The sequence below is a fragment of the Bacillus altaicus genome (genome assembly GCF_042136375.2).
Lineage (GTDB): Bacteria > Bacillota > Bacilli > Bacillales > Bacillaceae_G > Bacillus_A > Bacillus_A cereus_U.
In genome coordinates this window covers 4,487,005-4,499,245 of record NZ_CM143394.1, presented here as the reverse complement: position 1 = coordinate 4,499,245, position 12,241 = coordinate 4,487,005, and the positions used below count along the sequence as shown (strand labels likewise).

Here is a 12,241-nt window from a genome sequence, read left to right as displayed (position 1 = left end):
TTTATATTATAGGGATTAACTAGTTTTACTGAATATAGAACTGTAGGAGGAATTGAGGCTAGAACATGGGGGGACTATCTCTTCAAATCATGGTGTTTGGAGCAATAGTTTTGGTGGTAACGTTACAATACAAACATTTTATTAGAGATTTTCTAAATTTACATACACTCTAGATAGACTACATATCAACTTCAGATACTTGTTTTATGATACAAGTAATCAAACAAAAGGAGGGCAATACAAAATGATTACAACAGTATTAACAGGGCACTCTTTTAAGTACAGGAGATTATTAACAGGTGGAGAAAATGTTGAAGATATACAGACAGATAAAGATATTCCATATGAACAAAATGAATTGCAGTAAACTCTAGAAAAGTACGATTCGAAGAAATTTGAGTTATAAAAAGAAAATAGATAAATTAACAAGAGAAAAGTATTTTGTGTATATCATAGGTGATTTTTATTTTCATATGGATATAGGACTTGAATCAAACTTTTATACTAAAATATATACGGCAAAAAGGGGGGAGTACATTGCACAAAATTATTTATGGAATATTAATTTTAATGTATACTTTGTATTCATTTTTTGTAAGTGATGGAAGTGAAGTAAGGTTTATTATGCTGTTAACTATAGTACTTATCTTTTCTGTGGTTTTAGAAAAAGGAAATGCAAACAAAACGACTGATTAAGGGACGTTTTGTTTGCATTTTTTTATTGGCTATTACAGTCCAGATGTTTTAGGGGTAGCACCAAATTTCGTTTTTGGGACACTATTAAATTTTTAGTTGATGAAAACACCCGCCTAAAATAGAAAACTTTTAACCTATTATCATTTATTCCGTAGCTTTTAAGGTATTTAACACGACTTTGGTTGCGTCTGCAATAAGTTTATCATCGTATTTAGCATCTTCTTTATCATGATTAGAAAGTATAGCAAGAACAATCGGCTTTTTATTTGGTGGCCAAATAATTGCGATATCATTTCTTGTTCCGTAAGATCCCGCGCCTGTTTTATCAGCTACTTCCCATCCTTTTGGTACGCCCGCACGAATCAATTTATCTCCAGTTGTATTTCTCTTCATCCAATCTACTAATAGTTCACGTTTTTCTATTGGAAGTGCAGTTCCTAATGTAAATGATTGAAGTGTCTTAGCTATCGCTTCTGGTGTACTGGTATCATGTGTTTCTCCTGGATGCACTTCATTTAATTCAGGTTCAAATCGTTCTGAAGTAGTAACAGTATCTCCCATTTCTCTCAAGATTTTTTCAAATTCAGAGGGGCCCCCTAACTGTTTAAGAATCAAATTATGTGCTGTGCTGTCACTATATCGAACAGAAGCATCTGCAAGTTCTTTTAACGTCATTCCCGTATCAACATGCTTTTCAGTAATTGGATTATAATTAGAAAGATCTTCATGAGTATACGTAATCCTTTGATCAAGAGCTTCTAATGAGTTCTTGCGTAAAAGAGCGCCCACAGCTAATGATTTAGATGTAGATGCAAATGCAAAACGATCATCTGAATGATAAGCAACAGTTTGATTTGTACCTGTGTCCAGTGCATAAATACCAAGCTTAGCATCATATTCTTTTTCAAGTTTAGCGAAAGATTGATTACCTGTATTTTCTTGTTTAATTTGATTAGCTTGATTAGTTTGTTTAGGTGGTTCAGATTGAGTGTTACTATTGGAACAGCCTATAAGTGATACACATGAAAGTAATACTACAGGCACAATCTTTTTGTAATGTAGAATGTTAAAGAACTTGTTTAAAACGAACATAAATTTTCAACCTCTTTCAAGAATATATGGATTTTGTCTAGGTATTCTAAATACCAATGCAATTAAGGATGGCATAGGGTAACAATACTACTGCAGCTAAAATTTCACAGGTTAAATGACATCCAAAACGTTTACCCCGCTATTCGCCGGGCAGTAAGACCCCCACCTCAAAATTCAGCGGAAGCAAAGAAGTTAGGTGGGGGATCAACTGCCCGTAAAAGCCCGATTGGTGAAGGCTAATAATCAGCGGGGGATGAACAAAACCCCCACTGATTAAAGTTTCACTTTATATGATTGATAAGTCACGGTTTGGGTTATTTCTTTTTTGTTTTCACTTGTAATGGTTCACCTGTGAAATACAATACATATTTTTTACTTTTGGGATAATAAGTCCTTTCATTTTTTTGTAATACATAAAAATAGATGTCAAACAGGATATGTTGTATCCAATCTGGACAACTAATATTAGAAATACACTTATTAGACACTCTAAGGGATAAATTTGTTCCACTTTAAGATGAGGAAGAAATTGGGGTTTGTAAAATAACAATGGAACTACGTGTTTTTTCGTCATACAAAAACCTCTACATATAAGTAGAGGTTTTTAAATTGTATATGAATGAATTATGCTTTTTTAGATAAAGCAAATCGAGTTCAGGTAAACGAAGAACATAGAATACGTAATTTTAACTAGATTTATTATTAGCTAGTTTATCTCCACCACCAAGCTCCGCCTCAATCTGCGAAGTCTTCGATGACTCATCCATACGCCAATACGTAATAAAGCTTATCGCGATACATCCAGCTACGTAGAAATAGAATAATGATTCCATCCCGATACTCTTTAGCCATAATGCGATGAACTCGGCTGTTCCGCCAAATATCGCAACTGTTAGTGCATATGGTAAACCTACGCCAAGTGCACGAATTTCAGTTGGGAAGAGTTCGGCTTTTACAATTGCGTTAATGGAAGTGTAACCAGTAACGATAATGAGGCCGACCATCATGAGTAAAAATGCTACCATTGGTTCTGTCGTTTTTTCCATAAAGAAGAAGATTGGTGCTGTTAGTAACGTTCCGAGAATACCAAAAGCCATTAATAGTGGGCGGCGTCCGATTTTATCAGATAATAGCCCTGCAATTGGTTGAAGTACAACGAATATAAGTAGTGCGACAAAGTTAATCCAGCTTACAACTTCTTTCGGAAGACCGACTGTATTTACCATGAATTTTTGTAAATATGTTGTGTACGTATAGAATGCGACAGTGCCTCCTAAAGTTAGGCCGACTACTGTTAATACTGCTTTCGGATGTTCCATAAGAGCGCTAATGGTTCCTGCGCTTTCGCGTTTTTGCGATTTTATGTTTGAGAACTGCTCCGATTCATCCATCGTGCGGCGAAGCCATAATACAGCTACTGCGCCCATCGCCCCAATAATGAATGGAATACGCCATCCCCAAGCTTTCATATCTGGTTCGCTTAGTAATTGCTGAAGAACAATTTGAACGCCTAACGCAACCATCTGTCCAGCAACGAGCGTTACATATTGGAAACTTGAATAAAAACCGCGGCGACCACTACTAGCCATTTCAGATAAATATGTTGTGGAAGTTCCGTACTCTCCGCCAAGTGATAATCCTTGAAGTAAACGAGCAAGAACTAAAATAATTGGCGCCATGACACCAATACTTTCGTAACTCGGTGTACAGGCAATAATTAAAGAACCACCGGCCATAACCGTAATCGAAAGCGTTAATGCTGCCCGGCGTCCGTGCCGATCTGCATAACGTCCCATTAGCAAACTTCCAATAGGGCGCATTAAAAATCCAACTGCGAAAATAGCGGCTGTGTTCAGTAATTGACTCGTTGGATCTCCTTCAGGAAAGAACTCTGCTGAGAAGTAAACAGCGAAAGCAGAGTAAACGTACCAGTCATACCATTCAATTAAATTGCCGACAGAACCTTTGAAGATATTGCCGGCGACTCGGTTAGATTTTGCTTGAGCCATAATAATTCCTCCTCTTGCTTATAAATAAAATGATAATTATGAAAGCGTGTTCAATATAGTTGAATTGTACTGTCCTTGAATTGAAATCTAAATATTATGACAATTTTATTCTTTTTGTACTTTATGTACATGGAGGTTTTTATAGTTGATTCATTTTCAGTTTTGTCATAATAATAGAAAAAGGAGATTGATAGTTTTGAATATTTTATCAAAGGATATGAAGTATGAAGAAATCACGAAAAGTGTCATTACAAACGAAAATACTAGGCTTAATTATTACATTAATTGTATTTGTCGTTCTTCTGTTAGCGGGGATATTTGTTTACATTCAGTCTGTTGATACGAAACGTCAAGTGGAGCAATTAGCTCTGCAAACGGCGAAGTCACTTTCTTTTATGCCAGCTATAAAAGAGGCTTTTCAATATAACGAGCATAAAAGTATCATTCAATCCATTGCGGAACAAGTTCGCGAGCAAGCTGGTGCGGATTATGTAATTATAGAAGATCGTTATGGGGTTATGTATTCCCATTCTAATTCGGAGTTGATTGGTACAAAGAGTAACAATCCATATAACTATGAAGCACTCACTTTTGGTGGATATTATACGCTTGAAGGAAAGGGAGTAAGCGGTCCAGCTGCACCTATTATTATTCATAACGGAGATTACGATCAAGTAGTAGGCGTTGTGACAGTAGAGTTTTTAATAAAAGGTATTGAATCTAACATATTGAGCAGAACGAAAGAAATTATCCTCTTTTCCTTAGCTGTATTACTAGCCGGAATTGTTGGTGGCATTCTTTTAGCACGTAGTATCAGGAAAGATACACTCGGTCTAGAACCGAATGAAATCGCAGCGCTATACCGGGAACGAAGCGCGATACTACTATCTATAAAAGAAGGAATTATCGCTATTGATTAAAACGGTTTTATTACGATGATGAACACTTCGGCAGAAGAAATGCTGTATGTAAATGGTGATTATATGCAGCAGCACATTTCAAAAGTTTTGCCTGATTTTCATATGGAAAGAGTGCTAGAAAACGATCAAGAAATAGCGTTTCAAGATAAAGTATTCATTTTAAACATGACACCAATACTCGAAAATAACAGTACGGTAGGTGTTGTATGTAGTTTTAGAGATAAAACAGAACTGCAAAATTTAGTGAATACAATATCTGAGGTAAGAAAGTATTCAGAGGATTTACGTGCTCAAACGCATGAATTTACAAATAAGCTTTTCGTCTTATCAGGATTACTTCAGTTAGGGCACTACAGAGAAGCGATTGAATTTATCCAACAAGAATCTAATATTCATCAAAGCCAAAACCATATTTTATTCCATCAAATTCACGATGCGAAAGTACAAGCTATTTTATTAGGAAAACTCGGAACAGCATCTGAGAAGAAAATTGATTTTCATATTGAAGGCGATAGTGCGCTTCAACCGTTACCAGACCATATAAAAGTTTCGCACCTTATTACGATCCTTGGAAACATTATTGATAATGCGTTTGATGCGGTGAATGGGCAAGAGGAAAAGAATGTTTCCTTCTTTGTTACGGATATTGGACACGATATTGTGTTTGAAGTGATAGATAGTGGAGCAGGGATACCGGCAGAAAAAATAAGTACTATTTTTCAAAAAGGGTTTTCAACGAAAGGAAATGATCGTGGTTACGGGCTAGCAAACGTGAAAGAAATGGTAGATCTACTAGAAGGAACAATTGAAATTCAAAACGAGAAAAATGGGGGAGCTATTTTTACAATTTACCTTCCAAAAACATTGAGAGAAAGTATATGACAAACAGGGGGATGGGCATATGTTGAAGGTTGCAATTGCAGAAGATGATTTCCGTGTCGCGCAAATTCAAGAGGAGTTTTTATCAAAAATAAAGGACGTAAAAGTGATTGGAAAAGCATTGAACGCGAAAGAAACGATGGAACTACTACAAAGGGAAGAAATCGATTTACTTCTATTAGATAATTATTTACCAGATGGAATTGGAACAGACTTATTACCGAAAATCCATGCTGACTTTCCAAACGTTGACGTCATTATGGTTACAGCGGCGAATGAAAACCATATGTTAGAAAAAGCAATTCGAAATGGCATAAGTAACTACCTTATAAAACCAGTCACGTTAGAAAAATTTGTTCGCACAATTGAAGACTATAAAAGAAAGAAGCAACTATTACATAGTAACAATGAAGTAAATCAAGCACTAATCGATAACTTCTTCGGTACTTCGCAAACACAAGACATAAAACACTTACCAACAGGTGTTGATCCGTTAACACTGCAAAAAGTGAAAGGAATTATAAAAGGATTCGAAGAGGGAATTACAATAGAAGAAATGGGAGAACAAATGGGTGCCTCCAGAACAACCGCAAGAAGATATTTAGAATATTTAGTAGCGACAAACGAATGCACAGTAGAGTACACATATGGCATTATCGGACGACCAGAACGAAAGTATCGAATAGGACGAGGGTTATGAAAAAACGATTATTACTATGTATATGGATCATGACAGGAGTAATAGCTGGTTGTTCTTCGGAAAAACCTCGCATGAATACAGTAAACATAGATGAAGTAGAAATCGTTGCGCCAAACGTTCAAGGAGCGGGATGGGACTTAACAGCACGAGCGATGCAAAAAACGCTGACAGAAGAAAAAATCTTCACAAAACCAATCACTGTCACAAACAAAGTAGGTGGCAGTGGTGATGTCGGATGGAAATATACGAAACAAAAAGGCGGTCACGTACTTGCGATTAACTCAAGCTTACTCATAACGAACAACCTACTAGGCCACAGTAAACTAACATATAAAGACTTCACACCGCTCGCGCTACTCGCATCAGATTGGGAAGTCGTTGTCGTATCAAAAGACTCAAACATAGAAAACGCAAAACAACTAATGGAACAACTAAAACATGACAAGAAAAACTTCAAAATCGGCGTTGCCCCCGGCCTAGGAAATGACGATCACCTATCCTTCGTACAAGTAAGCAAGGCCTTCGGCATAAACCCTGCCGAACTAGAATTCTTCGTCTATGAAAACAAAGAAAAAATCATAAACGCCCTAACGAACAAACAAATCAACGTCGCAACCATGACCCTATCCGAAGCCGAAAAACAATACAAAGCCGGCAAAATAAAAATACTAGCCGTATCCGCACCAAAACGGCTAGACCGACTACCAGAAATCTCAACGTGGAAAGAACAAGGAATTGATGTTGTATTTCAGCACTGGAAAGGGATTATGGGGCCGAAAGATATGACGGAGGACGAGGTTGCTTATTGGGATAGTATTATTAAGCGGATGGTGGAGAGTGATACTTGGAAGGGGATTTTGAGGGAGCGGGGTTGGGAGAGTTTTTATAAGGGGAGTGGGGAGAGTAGGAGTTTTTTGGAGGAGAGTAGTGGTTGGTATGGGGGAATGGTGAAATTTAGTGATTGATGAATGTTCAGTTTAAAGAAATGGTATATGTGACGTAAATAATGCCAGATTTTGAGTTATAATTTGATGGTAACAAGTTATTAATGGAATTACCGAGTATAGTGAAAGGTACTTGGCAATTCCTTAATTGTGATATTTTTATCGATATAACTTCTTATTGCAGTATGAAATTTATAATATATAGGAGATTTATTACTAATGAAATTAGCAAAAATACAGATACAACAATTTATATCAAAACAATTGGAGCTTTGTGAGTTGAAAGAAATAAATGTCGAGTTCGCAGTTCGAGGACTGGATTTTGATCCGAACATGTTTATTCGTGCAGGAGAAATGGGATTAGAAATAGGTTTTTATAGATTGGTATGGATTAGTTCTGCCGTACCAGATATGACAGGGTTTACGCATCATATATTATTATGGGAACATCTAGAGGAATTAAGTGACAGTGAGAAAGCGGTGGAAATTAAAGAGAGTATTATTATGGTTGCTGATTTTAGAAAGAGGCGGTATCAGCAGTGTGAGTTTTGTAATACAAAGACTTTGCCAGAACATCTTGATAGGGATGGTGTATGTCAGGGGTGTGCTAGTGTACATTTTGGGGTAATATATTGATATTTTAGAAGTATATATAGAAATAATTTAAAAGATGGTTCTATTCTTTTATACTTGAATGAGGATTGATGAATAGAAACGAGGAATTATATGAGCAAGTTAAGCAACTGTCTGTATATGATTGAACTCCTGCATGCGAGAGGGAAAATGAGAATTAGTGAATTGGCAGAGTTATTAGAAGTGAAAGAGCGGATGGTCCGTATTTATCGTGATGATATTGAAATGGCAGGTATAAAAATAGAGACAAAGAAAGGCAGGTACGGTGGTTACTCTCTTTCAAATACATCGTTATTTCCTATTAAAAATATGTCTCAACAAGAGATAGATGCATTAACATTCTCTATTCAAAAACTAGTTTCAAAAGGTAATGACATTTATTCACAGGATGCACAAGTAGCGTTAGATAAATTGCATGCCGTTCGGAAAGTGGAAACGAATAAAGACCGTCATATATATTTTGTTCAAAGATCGAAGCCGAATTATACATTTTCAAATGAAAATCAAAAATATGTACAATTACAAGAAGCGTTATTTACAAGAAGCAAAGTGAAAATACAGTATGAGAAACTGTCTGGTGAAAAATCGGAAAGAATTATCGATCCGTACGGCTTTGTGCACTACAACGAATTCTTTTATTGCCTAGCCCTGTGTAATGATAAAAAAGAAAAACGTATGTTTAAATTATCTCGAATAAAAGATATTAAAACTTTGTATGATACATATAAAATACCCGACAATTTCGATATCCGAGAAGAATTTCCGAAATTCGGCATTATGAAAGAACCATTAGAAGTCGAGTTACTCATCTATCCACCATTCGCTGTATCCGTGCCGGAATCCATTTGGGGAGAGAATCAAAAGATAGAACACAATGAGGACGGCAGTATCCTTTTTCATGCAACGATGAGCGGGAAAGAATCGATTAAGAAATGGATTTTGGGTATGGGTGCCTCGGTTAGGGTGATGGAGCCTAGAAAATTACGGGAAGAGGTTGTTGAGGAAGGTAGGAAGTTGTTGGAGATGTATGGGTTTGTTGGTTTGTAAATTATTAGAAGTTTAGATAGTGATAATTAAATAGATAGTAGTTATTTAGAGTATTGGATATACATAGAGAATGTTTTTACTAAAAAAGACAGAAATGAACAAGGTGGGGGATAGTATGGAAAGAGCTATAAGATATGATGCAACTGATCCATTGAGTATTGAAAAATATGCTCAACAGCTTATAGGAAAGAGCTTTTTAGATGTTGTAAAAGAAGCAGAGATAAATGAAGATATTAAAGTTAATATTATTGATAAATATGGTAAATCGAGAAATAAAGGTAGCTTGGGGCAACTTCTTGAAGAGCACTATTTTGGGTATAAACTTAATAGCGATCAACAAGCTGATTTTTATGAAGCGGGTGTTGAGCTTAAGGTTTCTCCATATCAAAAGTTAAAAAAGGGTAAGCTAAGCGCTGGTGAACGATTAGTTATTACAATGATAGGTTATGATAAACCAATTGAACTGGATTTTGAGACATCCCATGTGTTTGAGAAAATTAAAATACTTTTGTTAGTATATTATTTGCGTGATAAGGACATTGAAAATAAACTTTTATATCCAATCGATTTTATTAAATTATTTTCTCCAACAGAAGAAGATATGAAAATAATTAAAGATGATTACGAGAAGATAGTTCGTAAAATTCAAAATGGAAGAGCGCATGAACTTTCTGAGGGTGACACAATGTACCTAGGTGCCTGTACGAAGGGAGCTACAGCTAAAAAAAGTACCGTTCCACAGTACTATGGGGAAAATATTCCTGCGCGCAAAAGGGCTTTTGGTTTTAAAAATTCATATATGACATATATTTTGAATAAGTATATTGCGAAAAATTTAGATACTTATGAACCTATTGTTCAGGAGGCAGGAGAATTAAAGCATATTACATTTGATAAACTGGTTATATCGAAGATTAATTCTTATGTAGGATACATGGATAAAGAGCTATGTGACTTATTTGGTCGAGAATATAATGGTAATAAATCTCAATGGATTGATTTAGCATACCGAATGCTAGGAATAAAATCTAATAGAGCAGCAGAGTTTTTAAAGGCTAATATTGTTGTGAAAGCAATAAGGTTAGAAGAGAATGGCTCTATAAAAGAAAGTAGTTCTCTGCCCCAAATGAAATTAAAGGAATTTATTAATGAGGAATGGGAAGAGTCGAAACTACGATCTTATTTTGAAGAAACAAAGTTTTTATTTGTTGTTTTTAAAAAAAATGGACAATTTTACGAGTTAAAAGGGTGTCAAATATGGAATATGCCCTATACAGATTTAGAGTGTATTGTAAAATCCGGATGGCAGAATGTAAAATCTATTGTTACTAATGGTGTTAAATTGATTAAAACGGAGCGGTCAAATGGTATAGTTATTATGAATAATTTACCTGGTAAGAAGGAGAATGCTATCATTCATATGAAAGCACATTGTGGTCAATCCTTTTACGTATTGGAAGATGGAGAAGAAGTAGGTAAAGGAGATTATTCTCATGCAGAGGAATTACCTGATGGTAGATGGATGGTAAAACAAAGTTTTTGGATTAATAATACTTATATTTTGAAACAACTTAATGGGAATTTGAAATAGGTAGGGATAAAGGAAATAAGCTGTGAGATTAATTTTGTTGAAAAGAAAACAACGTGGATGTCTTTTACAGCCACGTTGTTTATTTTTCTAATGAAAATAAACGAATTTTCATTGGTTATTTCGAATTGATAACATCAGCTATGTACAAATTATTCAACCAATAACACTGCTTTGTAATTTGCTGCCCATCAGGTAAAGTTACTTTGTCAGAGCCATTACGAGCTTTTGGTCTAATATGCGCAACGCCGTTGAAATTTATTTTTGGTAGGTTATTTGTTTCAACGACTTTATCACCACGTTTTTTATATTCAATTTGAATACCCTCATTTATTACTTTATTAACTTCCTCCCATAGTTCACGTACTTCTTTTTCTATTGTAGGGACAGGCATGTTCCAAAGTTTAATACCTTTAAAGTAGAGTTTACGGTTTGGATTTTCTTTTTTTGTTTGGTTAAATTCAAAAATTACGAATAAAAACTTGGTTTGATAGAAGCGTTCTCGAATTTCACTTTCTTCCCATGATTCATTTTTCCATTGATGAAAATCAATCGTTTCAAATGACATGCTTTGTTCTGGCTTTCCGTTTGGTTCTAAACGAATTGTCTTGAATTCTATATTGGCTTTCGCAAATTCTTCAATTTTATCGAGTCGAGTTCCTTTAATACCAAGTAAAGAGCTTACTAATAATGGAACAAAGCTCTTAGTTGTAGGTTTGTAATCGATAAATAATTTTTGAGCGATTTCTTGATCGGTTAGGCCTATGTAATTCTCAAACTTTGAGTAAAGGATTTCTTCTAAAGATTTTCCTTTTAGTTCATTTTTTGTTGTGAAACTTACTAGTTCTTCGTTTAGGAGATATCTACGAACTAGTGCTGTCATATAAGAAGGCTTTAATGAAAAAGCTCTTTGCATTGCTTGAATTTCAGAACACGGTTGTGAGCGAAGTGAATTTTTATTGGATCCTTTTGTGCAAGCTCCTAAATAGTTTGTATCACCTTCAGATAATTCATGTGCTTTGCCTGCACGAATTTTATTTACGATGGTTTCCCAGTCTTGTTTAATTATTTCTAAATCAGCTTCAGGATAGGTGAATAGAAAGCTTTTTGTAATATGAAAATCTTTACGATCTACGTCAGGTACCCATTCATAGAACATTAATAGTAGCTTTTCGTTTTTCTTCCAAAAGCTTGATGTCCCAAAGTGTGTATGAACTTCTTCCATATAGTTGATAATATTTAAAACTAAGCGCTCTTTGGCTGATAATGAACCGTTTTTATTTTGTTTAAATGCAGTTACTTTGAGTTCAATACCAAGGTGTTTAAAATCAGCTTCTGCATTTGAATTTACTTCATATCCGAAAAAGCTCTCCTCAATTACTTGACCTAATCCACCTTTTGATTTTGCGTTTGCGAGTCGGTCAGTTGTATCGATTTCACCAAATGTTTTTCCTTCAGCTTCATGTGCTTTTTTCATTAGTTCTTCTATTGTAGTGTATTCCATAATAAGCTCCTTTCCATATCTATTGCTGCATTATATGTTTATAAAACATTGCATATAAAGTTATGCTATAATTAAAAGCTGTTTCAATTTTATATAAGTAAAATTTATAAGAAGGAAAAGTTAGTTGTTACCATTAAAAAACAGTTATATTGGATCTTTTCAAGATAATTTATTTCGTTTATAATATTGATATGGTAGCGAAGTATGCTCTTAATTGTTATAAGCTAAA

Annotated in this window: 10 protein-coding genes and 1 pseudogene; 8 read left to right on the top strand and 3 right to left on the bottom strand. The window is 35.0% G+C overall.

Going from position 1 to position 12,241, the window contains the following annotated elements:
* Nucleotides 1-244: 244 nt before the first annotated feature.
* The gene (locus tag ACE38F_RS23330; RefSeq protein WP_375370378.1) at nucleotides 245-367 is read left to right on the top strand and encodes a hypothetical protein; all 123 of its coding nucleotides are present in this window, start codon (nucleotides 245-247) and stop codon (nucleotides 365-367) included.
* A gap of 170 nt (nucleotides 368-537) precedes the next feature.
* Nucleotides 538-696 carry a hypothetical protein gene (locus tag ACE38F_RS23325; protein WP_002159080.1) on the top strand — a complete coding sequence of 53 codons (159 nt, stop codon included), beginning with the start codon at nucleotides 538-540 and terminating at the stop codon, nucleotides 694-696.
* Nucleotides 697-840: 144 nt separating this feature from the next.
* Here the strand turns inward: ACE38F_RS23325 and blaIII are convergent, their stop codons facing one another.
* Nucleotides 841-1,788, bottom strand: coding sequence for a class A beta-lactamase BlaIII (gene blaIII, locus ACE38F_RS23320; RefSeq protein ID WP_002016516.1), 948 nt, complete (start codon nucleotides 1,786-1,788; stop codon nucleotides 841-843).
* 686 nt (nucleotides 1,789-2,474) lie between these two features.
* Nucleotides 2,475-3,797 (bottom strand): MFS transporter, encoded by a 1,323-nt coding sequence (locus ACE38F_RS23315; RefSeq protein ID WP_375370377.1) that lies wholly within the window; start codon nucleotides 3,795-3,797, stop codon nucleotides 2,475-2,477.
* 224 nt (nucleotides 3,798-4,021) lie between these two features.
* Here ACE38F_RS23315 and ACE38F_RS23310 point away from each other — a divergent pair.
* The 6 genes and pseudogenes from ACE38F_RS23310 (at nucleotide 4,022) to ACE38F_RS23285 (ending at nucleotide 10,511) form a co-directional block, all read left to right on the top strand.
* Nucleotides 4,022-5,599: pseudogene (locus ACE38F_RS23310) on the top strand (ATP-binding protein).
* A gap of 19 nt (nucleotides 5,600-5,618) precedes the next feature.
* Nucleotides 5,619-6,296, top strand: a complete 678-nt coding sequence (locus ACE38F_RS23305) for a response regulator (protein WP_375370376.1) — start codon at nucleotides 5,619-5,621, stop codon at nucleotides 6,294-6,296.
* Nucleotides 6,293-7,261, top strand: coding sequence for a tripartite tricarboxylate transporter substrate binding protein (locus ACE38F_RS23300; RefSeq protein ID WP_375370375.1), 969 nt, complete (start codon nucleotides 6,293-6,295; stop codon nucleotides 7,259-7,261). The genes ACE38F_RS23305 and ACE38F_RS23300 overlap by 4 nt, the downstream gene beginning before the upstream one ends.
* A gap of 198 nt (nucleotides 7,262-7,459) precedes the next feature.
* A complete protein-coding gene (locus tag ACE38F_RS23295) occupies nucleotides 7,460-7,876 on the top strand; it encodes a hypothetical protein (RefSeq protein WP_375370374.1) in 417 nt (138 codons plus the stop codon).
* A gap of 90 nt (nucleotides 7,877-7,966) precedes the next feature.
* The gene (locus ACE38F_RS23290; protein ID WP_375370373.1) at nucleotides 7,967-8,920 is read left to right on the top strand and encodes a helix-turn-helix transcriptional regulator; all 954 of its coding nucleotides are present in this window, start codon (nucleotides 7,967-7,969) and stop codon (nucleotides 8,918-8,920) included.
* A 115-nt stretch (nucleotides 8,921-9,035) separates the two neighbouring features.
* Nucleotides 9,036-10,511: a Sau3AI family type II restriction endonuclease gene (locus ACE38F_RS23285; RefSeq protein ID WP_375370372.1), complete on the top strand. Its 1,476-nt coding sequence runs from the start codon at nucleotides 9,036-9,038 to the stop codon at nucleotides 10,509-10,511.
* 115 nt (nucleotides 10,512-10,626) lie between these two features.
* On the opposite strand, the gene ACE38F_RS23280 is transcribed toward ACE38F_RS23285, so the two are convergent.
* Nucleotides 10,627-12,012 (bottom strand): Sau3AI family type II restriction endonuclease, encoded by a 1,386-nt coding sequence (locus ACE38F_RS23280; protein ID WP_375370371.1) that lies wholly within the window; start codon nucleotides 12,010-12,012, stop codon nucleotides 10,627-10,629.
* Nucleotides 12,013-12,241 lie beyond the last annotated feature (229 nt).